The sequence below is a fragment of the Serratia sp. HNCC26DJ244 genome (assembly GCF_057180565.1).
Map to the genome: position 1 here is coordinate 21,102 of NZ_JBXUGO010000013.1, position 26,360 is coordinate 47,461.

The following is a 26,360-nucleotide window of genomic DNA, read 5'->3' on the forward strand; positions in this document are numbered from 1 at the left end:
ATTGTGTTCCTCTTTGCATTTTTGTAGAGCCTTAAGTATTGATGATGTCAAGCTATTGTCAAATTGGCAAAGAAAGCGCCTGTTGAGTCTCAAAAATTTCACTGTAATGACTAATTGGCATTGTAAGGGTTTAAGTCAGGGTAAAAATTCCCGGCGGCTCCAGTGTCACTGTGTATTAGCGCCTCTTATTTTTCCTCTAATAAATCACTATCCCCAATTTTACAAATCAGCGTATCTGGGAATTTTTTGCCGAATTTAACACTCAAATTCAGATGATCACTATCTTTTTCTATTTTCTGTTCAGGCTGCATACAATCAATAGTACGAGACTTCAATATACTCCAACCACCATCACGTTCTGGTCGTTTACGCAGGCTGGATAATGTCACATCAAGGGAAAAATCATCAGCAAGCGGCCACTCTTTTAATGGCCCGAGCTGGTAGGAAAATTGCTCAATAGAGCGACTGTCAGTAAAGTAACCATAATCACGCTCTAGTAATGTTAACGGTTGATTGTATTTAATATTGATTGTATTTTTGCCTATGGAGACCTGCCCAGTAAAAGCCGCCTTATATAACGGATATTCTCGAGTATCGCTATCGCGTAATTTCCATGCATTTATTTCATCAAGCGTAACCGTCGCAGGCTGCAGCGTTCCATTCACCCTTGCGCTAACAGGCGTATTTGCAGGCATCACAAAAACAAATGCAACATCAGCTTGAATATCAGAAGTGATCTCGTAAACAGCCTGAACCTGACAGTTTTCGTAGTCACAATCAATATTTAACTTTTCTCTTTTTACCGTGAATTTGTTGCTCTGCGGCGAACTCAGAGAAAACGAAGGGGGTTGCCAGATTAAATGGGGGGCTCGCATATTCGCTGGCGATAGAGCAGGGAATAACATTATTGCTGTTGTCAGGAGAATAGACAGATTTAATCTCATGTTCATTCGTTGCAGTCTCTGGCTGATGACAAATATAAAATCACAGGATGATATCATTTTTGAGTGCACCCATTTATGTATGATAACTAATCATTAGCATGATTATTTTTTGTTTCTCGCAACAACATTATCAAAATTTATTATTGCTTACCGCTAAAAGATTGAGCTATCTCAAGCCCCTGTTGATTGGTATCCCCTAGACTTTTCTCAGTGAGTTACTTTCTCCGTAATTCGCAGAGGTCATTTCATTAACGTGGCATATCAGGGCAATCTATTCATGTTAAAGCGTTTATTTGTTACAGGCACGGATACCGACGTAGGTAAGACTGTAGTTTCTCGTGCTTTATTGCAGGCATTCGCCGCACAGGGCCGTTCTGCTGCGGGGTATAAACCCATTGCTGCAAGTTGCCAGGAAACCAGCGAAGGCTTTCAGAATAGAGACGCTTTGGTTCTACAGGCATCTTCCACCATGCCATTGTCCTATAATGAAATTAACCCCATTACCTGTATTGATGAGGTGTTTCACACACCGACAACCCAAGATATTGACTATGGCGTGATGAGCCGTGGCCTAGTGCATTTATCCAGCAAGGCTGATGTTGTCGTGGTAGAAGGGACCGGGGGATGGCGTGTGTTGATGAGCGATCTACGCCCGTATGCCGAATGGGTGGTACAGGAACAGTTGCCAGTTATTCTGGTTGTGGGAATTAAACTAGGTTGTGTCAGCCATGCCTTGCTTACTGCACAATCAATTATTAACGATGGCTTGCCTTTATTAGGTTGGGTGGCTAACCGTATCAACCCGGGTTTAGCCCACTATGCCGAAACCATTGATGCTTTGCAAAAACGTATTCCGGCCCCATTACTGGGTGAGATCCCTTATCTTCCCCGTACCGAACAGCGTGAATTGGCGCAATATCTGGATATTTCGCGCCTAAAGTAAACGCTACGCATTATGGTAAACCGATTGTGGACGTAATCCGCGAGCAATGGTTGTGGCAATAACACAAGCTAACAGCAGACCGGGCAACAGGGTATATTCACCGGTCATCTCAAATACCATCAAGGCAGCCATAATGGGGGCATGAGTGGTGGCAGCCAGTAGCGTTGCCATCCCCGTCAAGGCCATCAGAATCGGTACTGCCATGCCGAGCTCCGGCCAGTTGGTTAAAAACTGACCGACCAGCGACCCTAAAGCGGCACCAACAAACAGCGTTGGCGTAAATACTCCCCCTGGCGCGCCAGAACCGCTACTGGCAAGCACCGCCAATAACTTGCAAACCAGCAGGCCGCCAAGCAGCAAAATACCCGGCGGTGCGGAGAGCAATGATTGCACTACGCTATAACCATTTCCCCACACTTCGGGATACAGCAAGGACAGCAACCCGACAATTAAGCCACCTAATGCCAGTTGTAATGGGGGTTTGAGGTTAAGTGAACGAAATGCTCGCCCGCTGGCCGCCATCCCCCATAAAAAAAGTGGGCCGCAGATACCTGCCAATATTCCTAGTAGGGCCATCAGCAGGTATTGTTCTGGCCATGGAGCACTCAGTGGCGTGACGATATACAGCGGTGTTTGCCCCCCGTTAAGCAGATTGGTCATTAACAGTGCAGTCACGGCAGCAATAATCACCGGGCCAAGGGACGCTAACATTAATGAACCAAACAAAATCTCAGCGATAAACAGGCTACCGGCCAATGGGGCGTGGTAGGCACTGGCCATACCGGCCGCTGCGGAGCAAGCAACCCACAACTTCCACTCTCGGGCATGAGTAAAGCGCTGGGCAAATACCGACCCCACCAGGGCGGCCAGCAGGATCATCGCCCCTTCGCGGCCAATGGCGCTACCACTGGAGACCACCAGTAGTGAAGCAAGACTCTTCACCAGGCTGGCGCCCACATCTAGCCGACCATCACCAGTTTCAATGGCTTCCATATAGTCGGTGGGCGCGACTGGCCGTTGGTGTTGATAATGTTGGTAAGCCCAAAGTAATAAACCGGCCACCAGGCCACCCAGCATGGGTGTCAAAGCTCTGCGCCATCCTGGCAGTGTAGCGGCCGCCGCGACCAAGCTACCATTGGCATGATCGAAAAATAGCCATTCAAGCATCAGCATGGCTTGGTGAAAAAGCCATACCGCCAATGCTGCTGAAATACCGAGAAAAATAGCAATAAGCAAACGTCGCAATAAGGCACGATAGCGACGTAGATGTACCCATCGTTTCATAGGTTGGTAAAGATGAGAATCACTGAGTCGTTGGGCATGATGCTTGCCTGTCCAGTTGGAAGTCAGTCAATCATAAATAGAGCAGGGCACAGCATGCTGTGCCACCGATTACAGATGTATCGTTTAACGTTATGGCCGAATTATTGTGTGACCTGACGGCCAGTTGTACGATCCAGACATTTACGGGTTGAGGGTTCCCAATAAGCATTAACGTTATAGCTGTTATCACAGCGTTCTTCATCGTCAATGGCACGGTCAACCTTATCAAACTCCTTTTCAACGCGAGTATTAACCTTGTTACGCAGAGAACGGCTGGCATCCCATTGCTCTTTGCTTTGGCGAGCTTGCTCATTGCTCATTGCATTACTACCGTTGACCGTAACGCAGGTCCCCCCCTGAGTACAGGTGTCGGCAAACACTGGGGCTTGCCAGACGCCTGCCAACATAACCATGGTGACTGGCAACATCCCGCGCATCAGTCGTTGAATAAAAATGGGTTTCATCGTTTTATCCTTATTAGTGAGTGTTGCATCCCTCAGCAAAACAACACAGGCTCCTGCAATGGCTAAATATATCATTCTGCTCTTGCATTACACCAGCCTGTAAAGGCAGCTTGGGGCGAGAAAATGAGATGGAAGTGGGCTTATGTGGGGGGAAACCCCTCGCGGCAGAGCATCGGCCCTGCCACGGGGAAAACATTAACGAAGAAACATTAACGAGGTAAAACATCAAGCACTGCGGTGAATGCTTAACCCGGCAAAGGACTGGCTGACCGGCATCATTTCAAGAGTATTAATGTTAACGCGAGCAGGCAATGTCGCTACCCAGAATACCGCTTCGGCAATATCTTCTGGTGTCAGGCTATCGACCCCCGCATACGTTTTTTCTGCCCGGTTATCATCGCCTTTGAAGCGGACATTAGAGAATTCTGTGCCGCCTACCATGCCGGGTTCAATATCGGTGACACGAATATGTGTTCCATGCAGATCAGCACGTAGCCCCAGGCTGAATTGCTTCACAAACGCCTTGGTAGCCCCATAAACATTACCACCGGCATACGGCCAGTTGGCGGCGGTGGAGCCAATATTAATCACATGGCCCACATTGCGCTCGACCATGGCTGGCAATAAGGCCCGAGTGATATTGACCAACCCTTTGGTATTGGTATCGATCATGGTTTCCCAATCATCAATATTGGCTTTATGGGCCGGTTCCAGGCCTAATGCCAAGCCTGCATTATTCACTAATACATCCACATCACGCAGTGTGGCTGGCAATTCAGCAATAACTTGTTGAATGGCAGCACGATTGCGAACATCCAAGCGGACAATATACAGTGCATCCCCTAACTCTGCCTGTAATGCTTCCAGGCGATCAATTCTACGCCCTGTGGCAATCACTTGGTGACCTTCACCGACAAACTTACGGGCGATCGCTTCACCAAAACCGGAGGTAGCACCGGTGACAAAAATAATCATATTACTGTCCTCAATTGTTTTTACTTTACCGGCTACTCTAGCGCGATGGCGTAATACTCACAAATTGAATTGCCAATAGCGCAAGAGTTATATCTGCTATTGTCTATTTTTACTGGCTATTGCTCCGGTATTTACGCGCGATGATCAAGGCAGCCATAAGGATTACGCCAGGCAACCATACCCAAAGCAATTCTGAAACAATCACAGCGTGCCCGCTTGGAGTGAGATATTTGTGCAGTTCGAAAGGAGCAACACGGATCACTTGCCAAGGTGCAAAAAAGCGTTCGCTACTCCAAGGCCATAACCAACCAACGCCTTTACCCCCGGTGGTGACTGAATCCAATAGACTATGCGACAGTAACGAGATAAACAGGAATAACCAGGTTTTGATGGGAGCCACTTTAAACCAACGGTAAAACAGCAGTGCCAAGGTAGGCATGAGTACCGCAAACAGCAGTGAATGGGTAAAACCCCGATGCCCGAAAGCATTGCCATAAGCTACACCAAATTTAAACGCCACTACATCAGCATCCGGCAGCATGGAAAGTGCAATACCCGCCAGTAACAGGCGAGGGGGGATAACCTTCTGACCGAGGCCCAAACCGAGACACAAGGGCACCGCAGCATGGGTAATAATTGTGGGCATAATTATCTTGCGTGATTTCAAGTTGGCAACAGTGGTACATGATATCCTGGTCGTCTGCAAGTTACAGCAAGTGAGTTACTTGGATATCATTTTGCGCTAATGAATCTACTTGGGTTTGCATTTGCACCAAGGATCCGGGATCTCCATGACAAACGGCTATTCATTCATGGAAAGGCGGAAAAATATTCTGGGCTTCAGTCGATCATATCCACGACCAGTCTGAATCTCAAAGAAATTGAGACACACTGGAATGAGGTACTGCGCTTGGCGACCTCGATCAAGCAGGGCACGGTAACCGCATCGCTGATGTTAAAAAAGTTGGCCAGCTACCCCAAACAAAACGGCTTGGCAAAAGCGTTACGGGAAATTAGCCGTATCGAGCGAACGTTGTTTATGCTGGACTGGTTTCGCGATCCGGCCCTGCGCCGTCGTGTGCAAGCCGGTTTGAATAAGGGTGAAGCCCGCAATGCGCTTGCGCGGGCCGTTTTTATGCATCGGTTGGGTGAAATAAGAGACAGGGGCTGGAAAATCAAAGCTATCGCGCCAGCGGGCTGACGCTGTTGACTGCGGCGATCACGTTGTGGAATACGGTGTATATAGAAAGGGCCGTCGAATCGCTAAAACGAAAGGGGATCCAGATTAATGAGTCGTTGGTTTCTCACCTGGTATCAGAATCTCACTGAGCACGTTTCTGCTGGCGATTTTACAGATTCTCCTGACCACCACGGCTACTGAAACCCGCATCACAACAGTGATCCCCCCTGACTGTGGTGCTGTCAAATCCCCTGGGATATTTATGAATACTGTATATCAAGGGTTATGTGAGGAAGGAACATTAACCTACTCAAAAAATTGACATCCTTTCGTCTATAACACTCACTAATCTTAAGCTATTTTAATCTTATATTTCCGTTCAAAAAGTTTACTCAATAACATACCTTCGCACGATGGGATTCCAAATCCCGATATCAAGCCGACACTGCTTGGGGGGTCTAAATGCTCATTCAGAGGCAATAATGAATAAAAATAATTACTTTCCAATTTTTTAGACCATACTGACCATGACCATCACGATGCAGGTTATGTGTGATAACACTGTCAATATGGCATCAACTAATGCGCCTGTTCTATGTAATAGATGGTGATGAGCTCTAATGATCGATACTTTGCTGTTGGACGATTTAAGACGTATGGCAGGTAGGGTTAAATAGATAATACTCCATGGACTCGCACTTACATCATATAAATAAAATTAACTAATAAAAATGAATTTCTTCACTTCTGGAGGCAAGGATGTACAACCAATTTATGTCTAAATATTCTGTTCATTTGTGTATTCACCATCTATTCGAGGCACAAGTTGCACGCAGTCCTGAAGCCACGGCATTGGTCTTTGAGGGAGAGGCGCTCAGCTATGGGGAACTCAACGCCAGGGCCAATCGACTGGCGCATCGGCTTATTACTTTGGGCGTCAGACCTGATCAACATGTAGCGATCTGTGTTGAACGATCCCCGGCGATGATTGTTGGCCTGATGGCGATCCTTAAAGCAGGTGGGGCCTATGTGCCGCTTGATCCGGAGAACTCGGGGGAGCGACTGGCTTTCATTCTTGCCGATACTGCTCCGGTCCTGGTGCTGGCTGATGCGGCCGGACGCCACGCACTTGGGGACACTTTGCAGGCACATACCGTACTCGATCCCCGTGATGTCTACCCTGAAGCAGACGCCAATCCTGAAGTTCCCGATCTTACTCCCAATAACCTCGCTTATATCATCTACACCTCAGGTTCAACCGGACAGCCCAAAGGCGTTATGGTTGAGCATGCACAGGTAGTGCGTCTGTTCGACACGACACACGCCGCCTTTGGTTTTAAAGACAGTGACGTTTGGTGCCTGTTCCACTCTTTCGCCTTCGACTTCTCGGTCTGGGAGTTATGGGGGGCCCTTCGTTATGGTGGAATGCTGGTGCTGGTTCCTCATGTTATTACCCGCTCTCCGCAGGCATTCTACCGGTTGATTTGTAAGCAAGGCATCACCGTCTTGAACCAGACTCCGAGCGCCTTTACTGCCTTGATGGGACATGTAAAACCGTCATCGAACCGGCTACGCTATGTCATCTTTGGCGGTGAAGCTCTACAGCCATCGACCCTGCGCGACTGGTATGGAGTGCATGATGAATCTTTCCCACAACTGGTGAACATGTACGGGATCACGGAAACCACGGTCCATGTCACCTATTACCCGTTGACCTCATCGGATGCACAGCAAGACGACAGTGTGATCGGCCAACCTCTGTCGGATTTGAATCTCTATCTTCTGGATACGCATGGCCGGCCTGTTCCAATGGGGGACGTGGGTGAAATGTACATAGGGGGTGCCGGTGTTGCACGTGGATATCTGAACCGTCCTGATCTGACGGCAGAACGTTTCCTGCACGACCCTTTTGCGGGTAAGACTGACGCACGGATGTACAAGTCGGGGGATCTGGCCCGTTATCTTCCGAACGGCAATCTGGCGTTCCTGGGCCGTAATGATGACCAGGTCAAGATCCGGGGGTTCCGGATTGAATTGGGTGAAATTACAGCCCGGTTGAGCGAACATCCCTCCATCCGCGAGGCGGTAGTCGTGGCGCAAGGTGAGGAGACCGACAAGCACCTGGTTGCTTACGTTGTAGCGCAGTCTGAGGTTCAGGATACGTCGGTAGACGCTGAGGCTGGCTCGGCTCTGGCGGGAACACTGCGTGATTATCTGAGTGGCTGCTTACCCAACTACATGGTGCCATCTGCCTTTGTACGGATAGAAAGCTTCCCCTTGACGGATAATGGCAAGCTTGATCGCAAGGCATTGCCTGCTCCGCGGATGGATGCCTTTGCCCATGTGGCATACGAGGCACCGTTGGGCGAAATAGAAGTCACTCTTGCCGGGATCTGGTCAGAACTGCTTGGCGTTGAACAAATTGGTCGCCATGATAACTTCTTCGCCCTCGGCGGCCATTCACTCATGGCCGTGCGATTGGTCAGTCGCATAGCTGCCCTTGGAACTGAATTGCAGCTCGCAACTTTGTTTACCTCTCCAACGCTCAAGGCTGTTGCCTTGGCGATTGAAGCTAAGCCTAATGCTGGCTCTGTGGTGCGTGGATCAATCAAGCCTCTCTCTCGCGACGGGTCCTTGCCGCTGTCTTTTGCTCAGCAGCGGCTTTGGTTTCTGGCCCAACTCGACAGTGGGATCAGCGACGCCTATCACATCCCCTTGGCGCTGAGATTACGTGGCCAGTTGAACGTGGCGGTCTTGCAGCAGGCCCTTGATGCATTGTGGGCACGTCATGAAGCATTGCGTTCGGTCTTCGTCACCAATGAGGGGGAGGTAGAAGTACGTCTGCTGGCATGCGACCACGGTTTACCATTGCGCCGGATTGGTCTCCATGGTGGATCGAGCACGGAGGCCGAGCTTACAAGGCTTTGCACCGACGAGGCTCGGGCACCCTTTGATCTAGATACCGGTCCGTTGATCCGGGCTTGCCTGATCTCGGTGCCTGTTACCTCAGCCGCAGATGAGCATATATTACTGCTCACACAACATCACATCGTTTCAGATGGCTGGTCGCTCGGTATTCTTTTGCCAGAGTTAAGTGCGCTGTACACAGCTTTTAGCAACCATCAGGCAAGTCCGTTATCGCCATTAGCGATCCAATATCCAGACTATGCAGCCTGGCAGCGGCAATGGTTGTCGGGAGAGCGCAGGAATGAGCAAGCGGCTTACTGGAAGCAGGCATTGGCTGATGTCCCAACACTGCTCGACTTGCCAACAGACCGGCGGCGACCTGAGCAGCAGTCCCTTGTAGGTGCCTCTGTGCCGATCGAACTCAGTGCCGAGCTGACAACGGCCCTCAAGCGTTTTAGCCAGCAGCAGGGGGTGACACTCTTCATGACGCTGTTGTCGGCCTGGGCCGCAGTGCTGTCACGTCTGTCGGGGCAGGAAGATATTGTCATCGGAGCGCCCAGTGCCAACCGGGGTCATTGTGACATTGAGCCGCTGATCGGTTTCTTCGTCAACACACTGGCGCTACGGATTGATCTCAGCAACAGCCCAAGCGTTGCCGACCTCATCATTCGAGTACGCGAACAGGCACTCAAGGCCCAGTACCATCAGGATCTGCCGTTCGAGCAGGTGGTGGAGATAACGCAACCGCCAAGGCGGTTGAGCCATACGCCACTGTTTCAGGTGGTGTTTGCCTGGCAAAACCATGATGCAGGCGAATGGGCTTTACCCGACCTTGAAGTCAGCCCAGTTGGTTCTACCTATGAAGTAGCCCGGTTCGATCTGGAATTGAACCTGGCCGAGGTTGGTGATCGGATCGTTGGTGCCCTTGCCTATGCGACCGCGTTGTTTGACCCGGCCACTGTTGAGCGTCATGTGGGCTATCTGAAGACCGTCCTTACCGAGATGACCAGGGATGCCAGCCAGACTGTAGCCAGAATAGACCTGCTTGATGCGTCCGAGCGCACATTGTTGCTTAAGACGTGGAACTCGTTGGATGAATCCTGTCCAACCCATCTGTGTATTCATCATCTATTCGAGGCGCAGGTTGCACGCAGTCCTGAAGCCACAGCATTGGTCTTTGAGGAAAAAACTCTCAGCTACGGCGAACTCAACGCCAGGGCTAATCGGCTAGCGCATCGACTGATTGCTTTAGGTGTCAGGCCTGATCAGCGCGTAGCGATTTGTGTCGAGCGTTCTCCGGCGATGGTTGTTGGCCTGATGGCAACTCTGAAAGCAGGTGGGGCCTATGTGCCACTCGACCCAGAGAACTCGGGGGAGCGACTGGCTTTCATTCTTGCCGATACGGCACCGGTCCTGGTGCTGGCTGATGCGGCCGGACGCCAGGCACTCGGGGACACTTTGCAGGCGCATACCGTACTCGATCCCTGTGATGACCACGCTGAAACGGATGCCAACCCTAAAATTCCTGGTCTTACTCCCAATAACCTTGCCTATATCATCTACACCTCGGGTTCGACCGGACAGCCCAAAGGGGTCATGATCGAGCATGCTCAGGTGGTGCGTCTGTTCGACACGACACACGCCACCTTTGGTTTTGAGGCCAATGACGTTTGGTGCCTGTTCCACTCTTTCGCCTTCGACTTCTCGGTCTGGGAATTGTGGGGAGCCCTTCGTTATGGCGGCACGCTGGTGCTGGTTCCCCATGCCATTACCCGCTCTCCGCAGGCATTCTACCAGTTGATTTGCGAGCAGGGTGTCACCGTCTTGAACCAGACTCCGAGCGCCTTTACCGCCCTGATGGTGTATGCACAACCGTCATCGGATCGGCTGCGCTATGTCATCTTTGGCGGTGAAGCGCTGCAGCCATCAACCTTGCGCGACTGGTATAGAATACGTGGCGAATCTCCCCCACAACTGGTGAACATGTACGGGATCACGGAAACTACGGTCCATGTCACCTATTACCCGTTGACCTCATCCAATACGCAACAAGACGACAGCGTGATCGGCCAGCGTCTGCCGGACCTGAATCTCTACCTTCTGGATGCGCATGGCCAGCCTGTTCCGATGGGTGCCGTGGGTGAAATGTACGTAGGGGGAGCCGGTGTTGCGCGTGGATATCTGAATCGTCCCGAACTGACGGCAGAGCGTTTCCTGCACGATCCCTTTGCGGGTAAGGCTGACGCACGGATGTACAGATCAGGGGATCTGGCCCGTTATCTTCCGAACGGCGATCTGGCATTTCTGGGTCGCAATGATGACCAAGTCAAGATCCGGGGCTTCCGGATTGAATTGGGTGAAATTACGGCCCGATTGAACGAACATCCCACCATCCGCGAAGCGGTGGTGGTGGCCCAAGGCAAGGAGACCGATAAGCGCCTGGTTGCTTATATAGTGGCACAGTTCGGGGCTCAAAACACGTCGGTAGACGCTGAAGCTGGCTTGACGATGGCGGGAGCACTGCGTGATTACCTGAGCGGCCGTTTACCCGACTATATGGTGCCGTCTGCCTTTGTACGCTTGGAGAGCTTACCGCTAACGGGCAATGGCAAACTTGATCGGCGGGCGTTACCGGTGCCCGAAAGCGATGCCTTTGCTCATGCGGTATACGAAGCACCGTTGGGCGAAACAGAGCTCACTCTTGCTGGAGTCTGGTCAGAACTGCTTGGCGTTGAACATGTTGGTCGCCATGACAACTTCTTCGCCCTCGGAGGCCATTCACTCTTGGCAGTGCGGTTGATCGAGCGGTTACGCCGCCAAGGTTTGAGTCTTGCTGTGCGTGATTTGTTTCAAACTCCCGTGTTGTCGACTCTGGCCAGCACACTTGGGCAGCACGGTGAGATGGTGGTACCGCCCAATCTGATCAAGCCCGATACGTCAAGAATTACGCCCGAACTGCTGCCATTGATAGACCTCAGCCAATCAGACATCGACCTGATCATTTCACAGGTTCCTGGGGGGGCAGCTAACATCCAGGATATCTATGCACTCTCGCCTATGCAGGACGGCATCCTGTTCCACCATATGCTGGCAAAAGAAGGTGACCCCTATTTGCTGGTTGCCCAGATGACCTTTGCTGATCGTGAGACATTGGAGCGGTATCTGGCTGCCGTGCAACAGGTTGTAGACCGCCACGACATTTTGCGTACCGCCTTTGTTTGGGAAGGATTGTCTCGACCCGCGCAAGTTGTCTGGCGACAGGCTCCACTCTCAGTCACGGATATTGTCCTCGATTCGGCAGATGGCCCCATTACCGAGCAACTTTCTTGGCGCTTTGATTCATGCCGGTACCGAATTGACCTGACTCAAGCACCGGTATTGCGCTTTATTGTTGCCCATGATCCCGTCTCAGGCTGCTACATTCTGATGCAACTGCAGCATCACTTGATTGATGATGCTTCTTCCTTACAGTTTTTTTATAACGAAGTGCAGGCTTTCCTTGCCGATAAGAGTGAGAAATTATCGTCGCCTCAGTCGTTCCGCAACCTGATCGGTCAAGTGCAGTTGGGCAAAAGCGTGGAGGAACATGAGCATTTCTTCAAATCAATGCTGGCTGACATAGAAGAGCCGACGCTGCCATTCGGATTAGCGGAGGTGCATCTGGACGGCGCGCAGGTAGGTCAGACCCACCGCATGGTTTCGGCCGAACTAAATGATCGGTTGCGAGCGCAGGCGAGGCGTTTGAATGTGAGTCTCGCAAGTCTGTGTCACGTTGCCTTTGCTCAGGTACTGGCGCGCACCAGCGGCCAGGAAAAGGTTGTGTTTGGCACAGTACTGTTTGGACGTATGCAAGCGGGCCACGGGTTAGATCGCGCCATGGGCATGTTCATCAACACGCTACCAATCCGATTTGATTCAGGTGACCTTGATACTGCTGAGAGTGTCCAGCAGGCTCATGTTAGGCTGGCAGAGTTGCTCGCCCACGAGCATGCTTCTCTGGCGCTGGCGCAACGGTGCAGTGCGGTCGCCACAGGTACGCCACTGTTCAGCGCATTGCTCAACTATCGGCACAATGATCTGTCTGGTGAGGGTAACATTGTCCAAACCATGCGGAAAATGCCAGGCGCCGAGTTCTTGAGTGAACAAGAGCGGACCAATTATCCGTTCACATTGTCTGTGGAAGATTTCAGCCATTCACTGGGGTTGACAACCCAAGTGATCACACCGTTTGATTCCGAGCGTGTGTGTAGCTATATGGAACAGGCATTAGACAGTCTGGTACAAACCTTGGAGCTCTCACCGCACCGTCCGATTCGACAGTTGGATATTCTGCCTGCGTCTGAACGTACATTGCTGCTCAAAACGTGGAACGCAACAGATACATCATGTCCAGATCATTTGTGTATTCATCATTTATTCGAGGAGCAGGTAGAGCGCAGTGCAAAGGCAACAGCACTGATCTTTGAGGGAGAAATACTCAGTTACGGTGAGCTCAATGTCAGGGCCAATCGACTGGCACACCGGCTAATCGCGTTGGGCGTTGAGCCAGACCAGCGGGTGGCGATCTGTGTCGAGCGCTCGGTGGCCATGGTTGTTGGCCTTATGGCGATCCTTAAAGCAGGTGGGGCCTATGTGCCGCTTGATCCGACCTATCCGGGAGATCGACTGGCCTACATTCTTGCCGACACTGCTCCGGTCCTGGTGCTAGCCGATACGGCTGGGCGGCAGGTACTGGGTGAGGCGTTGCAATCCCACACTGTGCTTGATCCCAATGAGACCCAAACAAGGGTATTTGCGGAAACTGATGCCAATCCCCAGGTTCTCGGTCTTACACCCCACAACCTCGCTTATATCATTTATACCTCAGGTTCAACCGGGCACCCAAAGGGCGTCATGATTGAGCACCGTGGATTAATCGCATCAACTCTGGCAAGAACCACGGTCTATAAGGCGAATTCCGAGGCTGTATTTTTACTCCTATCATCGATGGCGTTTGACAGTTCCATTGCAGGTATATTCGGAACGTTAACAACCGGTGGTGCTTTGTGTTTGCCAGGGAGCAATAAGGTCGTAGATCCACACATTATCAGCCGCCTTTTAATTGAAAACAAAGTCACCTCAGTCTTGCTGGTACCATCTCTTGCCAGATTAGTTCTGCCGCAAGTCGCCCAACTCGGATATGGCCAACTCCGTCAGGTGATCGTGGCTGGGGAATTGTGCCCTGCGAAATTAGTTCAGGAAGTAACCTCAGTATTTACTGCCGTTGAATTATTCAATGAATACGGCCCAACTGAAGCGACAGTCTGGGCAACAGTTTATCGCTGCTCCTCTAGTGACGTTGATCAGGTTCCGATAGGCCGTCCGATTTCAAACACATACATTTACCTTCTTGACGAACATGGTCAACCTGTTCCGATAGGCGCGGTGGGAGAGATGTATATCGGAGGGGTAGGTGTTGCACGTGGATACCTGAATCTCGCCGAACTGACGGCCGAGCGTTTCTTGCTTGATCCATTTGTAGGCAAGCCTGACGCACGTATGTATAAGACAGGGGACTTGGTCCGCTATCTGCCCAACGGGAACCTGGTGTTCCTGGGCCGCAATGACGACCAAGTCAAGATCCGGGGTTTGCGGATTGAGCCGGGTGAAATTGTGGCCAGACTGACCGAGCATCCTTCCATCCGCGAGGCGGTAGTGGAAGTGCAAGGTGTAGACACGGACAAACGACTGGTCGCTTATGTCGTGGCTCATCCAGTCTTAGGAAGTGATACCTTCATATCCCAAGTCGGATCAGAGGAGGGTTTACCACTTGCGGGACAATTACGCGATCATCTGAGTGAACGTTTACCCGATTACATGGTACCGTCTGCTTTTGTGCTCATGGAATGCTTGCCGCTAACCCCTAACGGCAAGCTTGATCGACAGGCGTTACCTGTACCTGAGGGCGAGGCTTTTGCCCATGTAGCCTACAAGGCACCACAAGGTGAGATTGAAACTATCCTGGCAGCGTTTTGGTCAGGGTTGCTCGGGATTGAGCAGATCGGTCGCCATGACAACTTCTTCGCCCTCGGCGGTCATTCGCTCATGGCCATCCAACTGATGAAGAAAGTCAGGAGTTATGGCTTGGAGTGTTCACTGAGCGACATTTTTGAACACCCACGATTGGCTAACCTTGCCTCACAAATCGCACAAACTGCTGTATTTCAATCACATAGCGGAGCGATCACGGTGCGCGCTGGCGGAAGTGAGCCTCCGGTCTTTTTTGTTCCCTCGGGACTGGCTGATTATTCGTATGCAATTTCTCTGGCCCAACAAATCCGCGTTAACTGCCCAATCCATGTATTGCCGTGGTCAGCCATTGGCGACCCTCTACCTCATTCAATAGAGGATATGGCCGAAAGGATGATACCGCTTATCCAAGCGATACAGCCAGAAGGACCTTATCGAATTGCGGGGTATTCTTCTGGAGGGATACTTGCTTATACCATCGCCCATGTGCTTATTTGCACAGGGGAAAACGTTGAATTTTTAGGATTTATTGATGTTCCTGCGCCACAGGATTTACTTTATAAAAATCAAGATATTAAACACTATTTCATTGAACATGTTAAAGCGGTAGTTTCAGAGGATGAATATCATAAATTCGATACGCTAAATAAAGGAGATGAGCTTGCTGTGCTGATTAAAAAAGCACAGGAATTGGGAGGCTATGATTTAAATGCAGACATCTCACTGGAAACAGTCAAATGGCAAGCCATTTATCATTTTTCAAAAATTGCCAGAGCCTATAAGCCATTGACATTACCGATCAATATCTCTTATTTCTACGCGGCTGAACGTGAACATTCTCATCTGCCTCAAGTTGATATGGTGGGCGGTTGGAGAGAACTATTACCTGATTTAGCAATTAGTTCTGTTTCTATTCCAGGCAGACATGTGTCCATGATGGAGGATATTAGTAATCGCAAACACTTGGCTGAAGCATTCGATCGAGCACTTTTGTAGTAAACAATGATTGAGCAGTACGCTCATCTATATGCAAGTGGGGTTGTTAAACATGCTGTAACTCCCTCACTTGCTTGCACGATTAAATACAACATTCTGTCGCCAGTAAACTATCCCAAAAGCTTGTATCCCGTGCAGCGGGATACTCCTCAGCGCCGAATTATAAACCGGAGAAACCATGGCTAATCCCTACCGCGAACTTATCACAACCCCCGGCGTCATGGGGTTAGTGATCGCGAGTTCCATTGCTCGCCTGCCACAGGCAATGTCCGGCATCGGCATCATTACAATGTTAGTGCAGCAGACGGGTCTTTATTGGCTGGCTGGCTCGGTCGCCGGGACCTTTACCTTGGCGAATGCGATTGTCGGCCCGCAAGTCTCGAAACTCGTTGATCAGCATGGCCAGAGCCGGATTCTCCCCTTTGTGACCGCCTTTAGCATTGGTATGTTGCTGGCACTGATAATTGCTGTCTATATGAGTGCTCCGACTCCACTGCTTTTTATTCTTGCTACATTGTCGGGCACGATGCCAAGCATGCCTGCCATGATAAGAGCACGCTGGACACAGCTTTTCCGCGGCAAGCCGCAATTACACACGGCCTTCTCTTTGGACACAGTTCTCACTGAACTCGCTTTTATAATCGGCCCACCACTCGCCATTGGCCTGAGTACCAGTTTTTTCGCCGAGGCCGGACCTCTTGTTGCCGTATTGCTACTGATCACCGGCGTGACAGCGTTTCTTCTACAGCGAGAGACAGAACCGAAGGTCGTCGTAGGCGTCAGGAGGAACACAAGCTCGACCTTACTTATCCCCGGCGTTCGTACCATTGTTCTGGCACTACTGGCGATGGGAGTGATTGGCGGCTCCATCGATGTGGCTGTGGTTGCCTTTGCCAACGCACAAGGTTGGCCAGCGTCTGCCAGTTTCATCCTGGCAGCCTATGCGCTAGGCTCAATGATCGCGGGCCTGACATTCGGTGCATTAAGGATTTCCTTACCCATTGAAAAGCAGTTCTTCGTGGGGGTACTGGTAACTTCAGTCACAGCTGTATTGCCTATTTTCTCACCGGATGTCTACATCCTTTCCATGATGCTCTTTGTGGCAGGTATGTCATTTGCACCAACGATGGTCGTTGTTATGAATCTCGGTACGATCATTGTTCCGCCGTCCAGGCTCACCGAAGGACTCACTTGGATGACGACGGGTATCAGCATCGGTGTAGCGCTCGGGAGTGTCCTCGCGGGCATGGTCATCGATGTCTATGGCGCACGGTCAGGGTTCAGTGTAGCCATTGTTTCGGGCTTGGTCATGGTGGTTATCGTGCTTTTGGGACTACGTACACTTCGTGCCACGTCAGCGGTTGATGCCGAACCTACCTTCAAGTAATCGTCCCGATCAGGCCGCCCTTGTTGTCTGAGGGCAGCACTTTTCGAGCTACGTTAAATGACCACATCTTGTCTACATGACCTAACGTGAGGGAAACTACAATATGACGACATTTGGCTTAGTTTTGAACATGGGTCGCGGTAGGAATGGCAGTCACCTGCCACCCCCCGCACAGATCCGGACGTGCGCTGCTAACGCATCCGGCTCCTACCACGGGTGTTTGGCGTAAAAGCGCTGTCCAGGATAAGGATGGAGAATTCGAGGGATAGGTATCCACCGTTTTAACAGACCCTTGAAGGGTAACCAAGTCATGTGCTGTCGCTGACTTCGCCGTCTTAACGCCTTTAACCACAGCTTGGCTACTTCATCAACAAACCGGCTCTGACGTACTAAGCGCCCTTAATTCAGCATCTGTTTTTCAGCTATTCACTGCGCCACACTGTTGCTCTCTACGATAAACACAGGGCGCAATCATGAAATCTCAACAACGTGCCGACTATTGGCGTGAACAAATTACTCTCTGGCAAACATCCGGACTCTCCGGTCAGATTTTTTGTCAGCAACATCAACTTACTTAACCTGAGCTTTGGATAAAAAATTGAACTAAGTGCCTGTTCCCAGATCCGATCTTTTGATGAAAAAACAAACGGATCAATCGAGTGGGGAACAGGCATGAACAAATTAGTAGAACTCTTCTGTGATCTCGATGATTTTATACGGTGGACAAGATAGAAGCACAGTTACCGTGGAATGTTGACCTGGCCCCTTTTTCAAAAAATGTGCCGCAATATGAATAGGGCAAGTACGTCGATTTAACGGCGGTTACGTATATCCAGCATCGCGCAAGCCAACAATCAAACTGCGGAGTTTTGTTGACGCGCTAATTGCTGAATTTCGGACTGAGATATAAAAGGCAACTTGGTGATAGAGCAAATTTTGCTTACCACCGCTCCACTTTCGTTAAGCCAGATTTATTGCCTGGAAATAGTGGGATGGCTAATGGGCTAAAGAGCAAAAAAGTTTAAAGCCCTTTAATACATCATGGTCCATCAGCATATAATCTCTATTGCCATCCATATACTTCAACAAAACCGACTAGTTCATTTTTTCTGAAAGACTGGTGCAAATAGTTAGTGTTCTTTAATGATGATAACTGATGTATGCTTATTTAATACAATAAATCACTTTGTTAAATCTAAATATTTTAACCAGGATAATGCCATGAAGAAAGTCAAATTATTTGCTTTATTATCTACTGTTACTCTAGTCTCCTTCAGTAGTCAGGCTCATAATGTCACTGCAAGAGCCTCTACCATTGACAGCGCTGAGGCACAGATTGCCGCTCAGGCGAAAAAAGCCAACATGAATTATAATATTATTGCTACGCTCGATAAAAATGGCGTGTATATGCTTGCCAAGCTGGTAAATTAATACTTTATTTTGATTCTACATCACAAAAGCAGCTCTATTTAACAATAAATTGCGCAGCAAAAATAAATAATTATTAACAATAGGTAATTTAATGAAAAACTCTCTAATCCCCTCGATGATCCTGATGTCTAGCTTTGTTATGGCTACTGCTCCCCAAGCGGCTCAACAAGAAACTATCAAACTTGATTCGATTTTACAGGCAATTGACAGCATGGATCCTACGCAATTTGCCAAAGTATTAACTGACAATTCAAAGTTTAAATTCGGTAATTTTCCAGAAGCAGTTGGAAAAGAAGCGATTGCAAAATATCAGACTGACTTTTATAGCAGCATTAAAGGGTTAAAACATGAAGTTGTTCACTCTTGGCATGATAAATCAAGTATTGTTGCTGAAATGAATGTCACTTATACCCGTCATGATGGCAGCACCATCACATTACCAGTGACCGATGTATTTAAAATAAAAGATAATAAAGTGGCTGGCACATATATCTATATGGACATTGCTCCGCTTTATGCCCCTAAGTAACCTGAACTCTGGGTAAAAGGTTGTTCATTAGGGTAATCTTTTCCTCATCGGGTTTTCAGTGATGACGGATAGCCTTGCGAAAGAAGTACAAGGCAGCTCTATTCCGCTGCTTAACTCGCGCACTGAAAATCGTAATATGTAACGTATAGGGGTTCTACACTGGAACCCCTGATTTTTCCGTCACCTCTGTGCCAAGCTTTATGCCATTGTCAACGGACCATTAGCCTCGACATTCGCGGAACAAATCGCTGTCCGGATTATAGACGCTGGTGCTGATGTCCCAAAGCCCCAGAACGGACGAGAACAGATTGTCGTGGGAATACGGTTTTTTCGCCGCATTTTCCTGCAGGCAAGACATGTTGATGTGTTTCTCAGCGATAAATCCCGGTGACATCCAGACCTGCATCGGGATATGCGTCTGCTGATCCGGTGCCAGTTTGTATGGTGTGCCATGGAGATACAGCCCGCTTTCGCCCAAAGACTCACCGTGATCGGAAACATACAGCAGCACGGTGTTGTACTGACCGCTGTATGATTTTAGTTTTTCAATCATCTGCGCTAAGACATAGTCGGTGTAATGAACGGTGTTGTCGTAGGTGTTAACCAGTTGTTCCTGAGTACAGTTTTCTATATCGCTACGCGCACATTCTGGCATAAATTGCCGATGCTCAGCCGGATAACGTTGGTAATAGGTCGGGCCATGGCTGCCAATCATATGGAAGGCGACCAGCTTGTCTCCAGCCATTTTTGCGATTTCCTTATCAAGGTTTTCCAGCATCACTTCGTCATAGCAGGTTTTTCCATCGCACAGTTTTGCGTTATCACTAGGCTTAATTTCGATAGTCGGAATGCGGCTACACACGCCTTTACAACCGCCATCGTTATCTTTCCACAACAGCGAGACCCCGGTTTTCTGCACAATATCGAGGAAGTTTTCACTGTTGGATGCTTTATTACCATCGTACTCGGTGCGGTTCATATTCGAGAACATGCACGGCACGGAAACTGCTGTCGCAGTACCACAGGAATGCATGTCTTTAAACGAAATAACGCCGCCAGATTTGCTGGTAAAGGTGTTGGTATCACGTGAATAACCATTCATCGAGAAATTCTGGCTACGTGCAGTTTCACCAATCACCAGGAACATCAGCGTGGGCTTTTCGTTACTGGCGACGCGTTTAGCATCATCCCCCAGCGTCTGGAAGGGCACTTTAGTCTTAAAGTACCTATCCTTAACATACTGGAAAGTGCTGTAAGTGTAGTTTGCCGGGATAATCTCTTTATTCAACGTCGAGTTATTGCGCCCGACAGAGGCATAATCCTGGTAATAAAGCGCGGCAACACCTGCAACTAAAATCAACGATGCCATCATTGACAGAGAACGGTAGGCAATGCCTTTGTACCATTTTGATGGATATTCAATTTTTATCAAAAACAGCAAGATAGCCGGAACAATGCCGGTTAATAGAATCCATAAAATAAGTGATCCATTCAGGTAGGAATGGGCTTCTTGAGGGTTTGTTTCAATGATGTTTTCGATCATTGTCTGATCAAACATCACTTTGTATTTGAGTGTGGAGTAACTAACCATGGAGCCTGTGACGAGCAACAAGGCGAAGAATGGTTTTAACAGATAACGAATCGAGAAGGGCATAAACACGAAGTTGAGTGCCGCGACCAACACGAACGGAATCGAGATCATGAAACCAATCTTAACGTGTTCGAGATGGGTCAAAATATCGTAAAAATGCAATAACACGGGCCAGTTAAGTAAGAATGCAAAAACGACTGCCAACAGTAAAACCAGTGGTACAACTTTCATCCTGAAAAGTACGGGCATTGCGAACTCCATAAATAAATCCATTCAAATCTATACATAAGGTGCTTCATCAAATTCGCAAACAGGTTGCCAGATAGCATTTCCTAACGCAAATTAGCACGCCAATCGGTCATCCAAGCGCCATTGAGTTGTCGCATGAACATAACCAAGACCATATGACCTCTGATTTCGCTTATCGTTCCATTTGTCAAGGCTCATTAGAAATGTCTGCCTAATAGCAATGTACACAGTGACGTTGCGAGAGGATTTGCCTGGTTTGGGGCAATCTGCGCTAGATATCTAGATTCCACGTAGCGTCATCATGGTGCGCATAATGTATATTATGTTAAATAGAGTATCAGGCTACTTAGTACATAACTGCCCTGTGAACCTCGCTAGTCATGCACTTCCCTCACCTTTCATGTTTAATTATGTTTATAGCCATTCCCCACATCTACTGGCTGCCATCGCGACATTTACCGGTACGTTGGTTATTGATGACTATGCCGGCTATAAAGCACTCTTTGCTTCTGACGCAATAAAAGAAGCCGGGTGCCTTGCCCACGTCAGACGCAAGTTCTTTGAGCAATACAAAGTTAACCATCAGCCACTGGCCAAACGCGTACTGGACGGCATCCGCGAGTTGTACAAATTAAATTGATTGATAACGTCCTGCTTATCGTTTCTGTTCCAATTTCTCTTTCTTGTTTGAGCAGAATGCTCTAGATCGGCCATAGTGGCTGGTTTGCCTGATTCCACCACTGCGATCCGGCAACCGCTAACGTGTGTTCATACAATCGGTTCGCTTAAATCAATGGACTCAATAGTCTTTGCTAAAGGTATAGATTGACGGGGAAAGTCACGTCGGAGTCGGCGGGCTAGCTCCCCCAATGCATCACTACGATCCATCGCATGATGGACTAGCAAAGACGCAACCTGCCGAACCTGAGCCTTTGCGCCAGGCTCACGACTATTATCCTGCCCGCGAAGTGCATTACGCCACCCCAGTGTTGCCTTGTTTACATCAATTTGATCCAGCACTCGAATTAAGCCTGAAGACTGGACTTGCACGAGGAGGCGAAGAAACATCAGAGCCTCATTGTAAAAAGTGGGGCTGGGCTGAGATAACGCCTCTGCTAACCCACTGTAGTGCGGTCCAAGAAATGTAGAAACCAGTGTTGGCTCCGACTGAGCAATCCTCGCCAAAACTAATGCTCCCAGTTGCCAATCGACGTGACCCCAATGGCTTAGTGCAATGCGTCTGCCCGCGGCTATATGACGTAACGCGCTAGCCGGCGCGATGGCTGCGAGATGCGTCGACATGTTGACGATACGCGGCTCATTGCGCGCAATCATCTCCTGAATTGCGAGTCTCGCTGCTGGTACGGTGTACGCAACTCCGAGAAGCATTCTCGCATCGCCGATATTTTCCGCCCAATCCGAGCCTATCGCTTGGTCGATCTCGCTCCAATTGAGTGCTAATACCGTCTCCTCGAACTGCTTTGGCGAGGCCTTATGCATGAAGCTAAGAAGCCCTGCGGCAGCTTGGAAGTTTCGTTGCGTACTGCGCGACAAAGAGATCGCGAGATCCTTCGGCGACCAGCAACGGCAGATTTTTCGCCCCACCTGCCGCATTCTTCGGGACGGTGCCAACTTGCCTACATAGATGTTAAGCGGATCGTAGAGCCGCAACGCGTTCCACACGATATCGTTTAGTTCGTGGAAAGACTCTTGCGGAGCGGCACGCAGTCGATCGGCGATGGCAGGGATAAGTGCTTCGATCAACGTGAACCCAAACTCTGATTCGACGTAGCAGAAATGTTCGCAAAAATCGGCAACGACCGATAGGTAGGCATCTTGCGGCCACTGTGACACAATGCGAAGGCACGCATCGTGATCAATGTGTTCGAGATAGCATGCTTTCCACATATCATCTCTACAAGCACCTATCATCGAAAGCAGATCGGCAATCTCACCCGCATGCAACGGGGCAGCAGCACTGATCGCCTTTGCTAATGCGCGTGGATCAACTAGCATGACGATGTTTTCACCAAGTGCCCTATTAGTATTGAGTACATGATTAAGCACGCGGCCAATCGCATAGCATGCACCTTCCGGCGCCGCCTGTATCCACTCTGCAAGAGTCTCACTATGATCGGCAATCGTTTCCATCTCATCGGGCAGATAGCTATGCAAATTATTCAGTAACCAGCAAGCATGCCGAATATCAAGTGGTTCTGTCGCTACCCAGCAGCGTTCTAAAGCGGGAGTAAGCCATGCGGGCTGTACAAGCCTTCGCCACATCCCAAATTCGCCAGCTAACGAAAGTTCGCTAAGTAGAACACTTAGGCCACTGAGAGGCATCTGAATGTCGGTCAGAACTGTTCTGAGCATAACTGCAATTGTCTGGCGCTCTTCGGCTGTCTGTCCGTCGAGAATACGTGCCAGGAGTACAATGGCAAGACGCTGGTGTGGACAGCGAAGGTCGTTGAAACTCAGTAAAAATCGTTGCGCTACAAGCCAATCAATCGCAGCATTTCCATCAGAATTCGACAACTCGTCCCCGACTAACCGCAACAACATTTCGCGCGAACAGTGCGCATCACGTGATGCCAACTGTCGAATTGCCGCAGCGGCAAGAACCACGTCAGCGCCTGCTGCGCGCGCAGAACTTGCCATTGCATTCGCTCGACGCCATCCTCCTCCAAGGATGAAACAGAATTGCCAGGGATAAAGCGCTTTCTCCGCTGCATGCTCAAGGCGTAGATCGAACTGCTCATCTCCAGGCCGATCGCCGATGCGATCATCGGCTTGACGAACAGCGGCAAGTGTTGCTTCGCGGGAAGCCAGAAAACCATTCGCAATAACCCGAACCGCTCGCTTAGCATCAAGATGGATGGCGCCTGGAAAGCCGCTCTTATCTTCGGAAATCGTGTACGCACTTAATACCCATCGAGATGCAGTGGCCCGTTCTTCCAACTCACGAAGCAATGCTGGGCGAGTCAGGTGTGCATCATCAACGATGTAGAGTGTCGGTTTCAGACTCTCATCAAAAGAAGGTATCTTTCCAATTGGGTCGGCTAATCTTAGGACACGCCAGCCGCGACAATACATTTGAAGTGCCACTTGAAGAATTGAGATTGATTTCCCAGCTCCCGGCACCCCCGCTAGTCGAGCAGTTCCTGCGCGCTCCAGGTCTGCAGTCAGTAGAGCTACCTCCGGAAGGATGGGACAAGCAGCGACATCTGCAGGCCCGAGTGGACGACCCATTAGAGCAGGCCCAAGATCACGAGGCTTTTCGAACTTAACCTCAGACCAAACTGATGCTTCAATATTGAGTACGGATGATCTTGGTGCGAACACAATGAGGCTCCGCCGGATCTGATCGAGCTCCTCGGAACTTGGTAACGCGCGCAGAGCTGCCATGATTTTAGGCAGATCGCTTGCATGTTCGGGATAAATTTCTTCGATCACTTCCTGATGAGTGGATAGCAGCGCTTGAATCGTATCCCATCCAATAGCAACTACGGGAAATTTTCCTTCCTTCACGCGTTGTTCGGACACTAGTCGGGCATGTTCTTGAAGTCGCGCATCATTAGGCGCTGTAGTAGCAAATGTCCAGTGTCCAAGCTGTGGTTTAAAATTTTCGGCCTTGATGAGTTCCGTATCGAACTCCACGATAGTCGCCTTGGCCCCATAACCTTCGTTCTTCCCTTTGCATTGCACACCAAAATTTATGCCAGGTGTTGCCTGTGGCGTTCCATAGACATCAACACCGTGCTGTTTTTGCCCAGACCGACCATTTTTTTGCGTAAGGGGAGACCTCCACACTGCGGCAAACAATGCACGAGTCAAATCTTCGAATTTCTCCCACGACTTTGGCGGGAGAATCTGTTTGTCAATAAAGTCCATTGCACAAGCCACTTTGTAAGTATTTTGAGGAACAGTCATCGCCTTCGCTTTAACCACATCCTCAAGAACGTGACTAGTCAAGCATCAGGAGTAGATTTTATTATTTCAGAGTTCCAAGTGGAATGAAAAGTAATCCATTTCGACTTGGGTAGCTGACAACGGCATGATCTCCCCACACCAAAACGGCTCTCGGGCCGTTAAGCGCTTCACCAACAAATAGACTTTTTTTTATTTGAAGTGAAGCACGATCTAACGCTACAAGCGCATGATTGTTTCGATTGACCGATAACAGCAAGTCTCCACTCACCGCTTGCGATAACGGGTCTGCCCATGCGAAAAAATTATTATTATCATTTGAGGCAAAGCGAATTTCTTGAATTAGCTCCCCTGATTCCGGCTCTATTACACAGATGCCACGCTTGGACTGGAACATGCCGACATAGATGCGATTGTAGAGATCGTCATATGTTAGACATGCAGGGGTTGAATCATCTGCGCGACCATTGCTTATCTCGGCGAGCTGGACGTCCGCCGTATATGTTTGACGACTTAGGTCGTAGATAGCTAAATAGCAGTTAGCATGTGGATAACTCAGCCCGTGGATGCGTCCGCCGCGTTGAATGCCAATGTAAATTAATGGCAGCGTCGGATGTCGTAGCAGCGACATGCAGCCTCGGCCACCTTCGGGATATGCTACTGTCTTTACAACGTATGTGGCACTGTCAATGATGTAGAACTGGTTGACTCGATTGCTTGCGAAATAGATTTCTTTTTCGTTTTGTGACACGGCTAATTGTCCGTCACCGCCCCCAGGTAACACTATTCTTTTAACGATAGCATGCGTAGCCAAATCAATAACGAGCACAAAGTCCGAAAAAACCTGGCCGACAAACAAACGGCCATCTGCAATAACTAAGCTACCAGGAGGATGGCTCAAAATCTCTCTTTCACCGTTTTGCGGGGAGATCGACTCATATTTATCCAGGTCGATGGTACGTATGATTGATTTGGATGATGGATTAACGATTGAAATGCTGCATCCAGCCCAATTTGCAGTTATCAGGAAGTTGTTATGCAGGAGAATGTCATGTGGTTCAGAGCGGCTTGGAAATTTATAAATCGGGGCTCCATCACCACTACTGTCTAGAGTAAGAGAGGCTTCTGATGTTGCTGCCCGTGCAGTCTTGGCAAAATCATCCAAGGATGTGACCAGAGTGATGTTCGACCCTCGTGCCGCATCCTGTGCTCCAGGTTGGAAACCAACCTCACTGACCATGATTCCTCGATCGGCACCAAGGTCATCAATGAGGCTCTTGAGAGCAAGCACCTTTTCCTTAGGAACGCGAGTTTTCCACAATTTGCATTCGATTACCCAAGTACAGAGGATACCCGATCGAAGAAAGGTCGCGTAGACGTCAATATCATGGGTCGCTCGAACACCTTTGGCTCGATAATCAACCAAAGCATTACATCCAAGACGTCGAAATACGTCAGCTGTGGCCTCCTGATAAACTCGCCAGTCCGCGTAGCTCATGCAACTC

At 49.4% G+C, this 26,360-nt stretch carries 13 protein-coding genes and 3 pseudogenes; 8 read left to right on the forward strand and 8 right to left on the reverse strand.

The window, feature by feature from the left end; genetic code table 11:
• Positions 1-185 precede the first annotated feature (185 nt).
• On the reverse strand, positions 186-944 hold the full coding sequence (locus tag AC2A06_RS11870; protein ID WP_484380404.1) for a hypothetical protein: 759 nt from the start codon (positions 942-944) through the stop codon (positions 186-188).
• Positions 945-1,221: 277 nt separating this feature from the next.
• Between AC2A06_RS11870 and bioD the strand changes: the two genes are divergently transcribed.
• Entirely contained in the window at positions 1,222-1,887 is a 666-nt protein-coding gene (gene bioD / locus AC2A06_RS11875) for a dethiobiotin synthase (RefSeq protein ID WP_484380405.1), read from the forward strand.
• 3 nt (positions 1,888-1,890) lie between these two features.
• On the opposite strand, the gene clcB is transcribed toward bioD, so the two are convergent.
• From clcB to AC2A06_RS11895, 4 genes are all read right to left on the reverse strand, one after another.
• Positions 1,891-3,171 (reverse strand): voltage-gated ClC-type chloride channel ClcB, encoded by a 1,281-nt coding sequence (gene clcB / locus AC2A06_RS11880; RefSeq protein ID WP_484380406.1) that lies wholly within the window; start codon positions 3,169-3,171, stop codon positions 1,891-1,893.
• Between the two features lie 140 nt (positions 3,172-3,311).
• The gene (locus AC2A06_RS11885; protein WP_023492563.1) at positions 3,312-3,674 is read right to left on the reverse strand and encodes a DUF1283 family protein; all 363 of its coding nucleotides are present in this window, start codon (positions 3,672-3,674) and stop codon (positions 3,312-3,314) included.
• A 225-nt stretch (positions 3,675-3,899) separates the two neighbouring features.
• Positions 3,900-4,649, reverse strand: coding sequence for a bifunctional NADP-dependent 3-hydroxy acid dehydrogenase/3-hydroxypropionate dehydrogenase YdfG (gene ydfG / locus AC2A06_RS11890; RefSeq protein WP_484380407.1), 750 nt, complete (start codon positions 4,647-4,649; stop codon positions 3,900-3,902).
• A gap of 109 nt (positions 4,650-4,758) precedes the next feature.
• On the reverse strand, positions 4,759-5,295 hold the full coding sequence (locus AC2A06_RS11895) for a metal-dependent hydrolase (RefSeq protein WP_484380408.1): 537 nt from the start codon (positions 5,293-5,295) through the stop codon (positions 4,759-4,761).
• A 90-nt stretch (positions 5,296-5,385) separates the two neighbouring features.
• Between AC2A06_RS11895 and AC2A06_RS11900 the strand changes: the two are divergent.
• The 6 genes and pseudogenes from AC2A06_RS11900 to AC2A06_RS11925 form a co-directional block, all read left to right on the forward strand.
• A pseudogene (locus AC2A06_RS11900) lies at positions 5,386-5,960 on the forward strand (Tn3 family transposase); the annotation flags it as partial.
• Positions 5,961-6,627: 667 nt separating this feature from the next.
• Positions 6,628-15,741 (forward strand): annotated as a pseudogene (locus AC2A06_RS11905) (non-ribosomal peptide synthetase); the annotation flags it as partial.
• A 178-nt stretch (positions 15,742-15,919) separates the two neighbouring features.
• On the forward strand, positions 15,920-17,128 hold the full coding sequence (locus tag AC2A06_RS11910) for an MFS transporter (protein WP_484380409.1): 1,209 nt from the start codon (positions 15,920-15,922) through the stop codon (positions 17,126-17,128).
• Positions 17,129-17,601: 473 nt separating this feature from the next.
• Positions 17,602-17,706 (forward strand): IS66 family insertion sequence element accessory protein TnpA, encoded by a 105-nt coding sequence (tnpA, locus tag AC2A06_RS11915; protein ID WP_484380410.1) that lies wholly within the window; start codon positions 17,602-17,604, stop codon positions 17,704-17,706.
• Between the two features lie 643 nt (positions 17,707-18,349).
• Positions 18,350-18,559 (forward strand): DUF1471 domain-containing protein, encoded by a 210-nt coding sequence (locus tag AC2A06_RS11920; RefSeq protein ID WP_484380411.1) that lies wholly within the window; start codon positions 18,350-18,352, stop codon positions 18,557-18,559.
• 91 nt (positions 18,560-18,650) lie between these two features.
• The gene (locus AC2A06_RS11925) at positions 18,651-19,088 is read left to right on the forward strand and encodes a nuclear transport factor 2 family protein (RefSeq protein WP_484380412.1); all 438 of its coding nucleotides are present in this window, start codon (positions 18,651-18,653) and stop codon (positions 19,086-19,088) included.
• A 220-nt stretch (positions 19,089-19,308) separates the two neighbouring features.
• Here AC2A06_RS11925 and AC2A06_RS11930 read toward each other — a convergent pair whose 3' ends face one another.
• Positions 19,309-20,928 (reverse strand): phosphoethanolamine transferase, encoded by a 1,620-nt coding sequence (locus tag AC2A06_RS11930; RefSeq protein ID WP_484380465.1) that lies wholly within the window; start codon positions 20,926-20,928, stop codon positions 19,309-19,311.
• A gap of 322 nt (positions 20,929-21,250) precedes the next feature.
• Between AC2A06_RS11930 and AC2A06_RS11935 the strand changes: the two are divergent.
• Positions 21,251-21,562 (forward strand): annotated as a pseudogene (locus AC2A06_RS11935) (IS66 family transposase); the annotation flags it as partial.
• Between the two features lie 134 nt (positions 21,563-21,696).
• Here AC2A06_RS11935 and AC2A06_RS11940 read toward each other — a convergent pair.
• Positions 21,697-24,858: a hypothetical protein gene (locus AC2A06_RS11940; protein WP_484380413.1), complete on the reverse strand. Its 3,162-nt coding sequence runs from the start codon at positions 24,856-24,858 to the stop codon at positions 21,697-21,699.
• 61 nt (positions 24,859-24,919) lie between these two features.
• The gene (locus AC2A06_RS11945) at positions 24,920-26,353 is read right to left on the reverse strand and encodes a restriction endonuclease (RefSeq protein WP_484380414.1); all 1,434 of its coding nucleotides are present in this window, start codon (positions 26,351-26,353) and stop codon (positions 24,920-24,922) included.
• Between the last annotated feature and the right edge of the window lie 7 nt (positions 26,354-26,360).